Annotated in this window: 2 protein-coding genes; both read left to right on the top strand. The window is 57.2% G+C overall.

Annotation, left to right across the window (positions count from 1 at the left end):
- On the top strand, window positions 1-543 hold a 543-nt coding region (locus tag AB0J72_RS58955), incomplete at its 5' end, for an SDR family oxidoreductase (protein ID WP_363418063.1).
- A 14-nt stretch (window positions 544-557) separates the two neighbouring features.
- A partial coding sequence (locus tag AB0J72_RS58950; RefSeq protein ID WP_363418060.1) for an OsmC family protein occupies window positions 558-1,081 on the top strand: 524 nt, incomplete at its 3' end.

Raw genomic sequence — 1,081 nt, 5'->3', positions numbered from 1 at the left:
GAACACCACAAGGACATCAATCTTCTGGTCAACGCGGCTGGGGTGTTCTTCCCGAAGGCGTTTCTTGAGCACACGGAAAGTGATTACGAACAATATTTGACGTTGAATAAAGCGTTCTTCTTCACCACACAAAAAGTCGTGGCCAATCTCGTGGCCAGCGAGCGTCCCGGCGCCATTGTGAACATCGGCTCGATGTGGGGCAAGCAGGCGATTGCGGCTACGCCGTCGTCCGCGTATTCGATGGCAAAAGCAGGTTTGCATTCGCTGACCCAGCACCTTGCGATGGAGCTGGCATCCAAACAAATCAGGGTCAATGCCGTTTCTCCGGCGGTTGTCGAAACGCCGATTTACGAGGGATTCATACCCAAGGCCGAGGTTCATGGCGCCTTACAGGGATTCAACAGCTTCCACCCAATCGGCAGGGTTGGGACGCCACAAGACGTCGCCGAGGTCATCCTCTTCCTGTTGTCGGACAAGGCAGCATGGGTGACGGGCGCAATCTGGGACGTTGACGGCGGCGTGATGGCCGGGCGTAACACATAATGGGGGAACGAGAAATGAACACAAACATTAAAGGAACTCCCGGCAACGGGATCAACGTCGGCGCATTGCGTGAGTTTGCAGATCAGGTCGCAGCAAAGCCCGCCGCAGGCATCGCGACGTTCGGCGTCGTGACAACCTGGGAGGGTGGCACCCGGACGCGTGCGCGAACCATGCCGCTCGTACTAGGTGACACGGCCTTGGCGCGCGGCTTTGTCATCGACGCGGACGAACCGGCAGAATTGCTCGGTACCGACACGGCCGCTAATCCACAAGAATTGATCCTGGCTGCGTTGAACGCATGCATGACTGCAACCTACGCGGCAAATGCGGCGGCAATGAACATCGAGTTGCAATCGCTGACTATCCGCACGAAGGGAAGCCTCGATCTGAGAGGTTTTCTTGGAATCGATCCTGGGATCAATCCAGGGTACGACCAGGTCGAGTATGAGGTCGAAATGGAGTCGTCGGCGGATTCGGCGGCGCTGAAAGCATTGCACGCGCAGGTGCAGCGAACATCGCCGAATTACCACAACTTCGC

The organism is Dactylosporangium sp. NPDC049742 (genome assembly GCF_040674675.1).
GTDB lineage: Bacteria > Actinomycetota > Actinomycetes > Mycobacteriales > Micromonosporaceae > Dactylosporangium > Dactylosporangium maewongense.
Note: the sequence above shows the minus strand (reverse complement) of the source record. Positions and strands in the feature narration are given on the sequence as shown.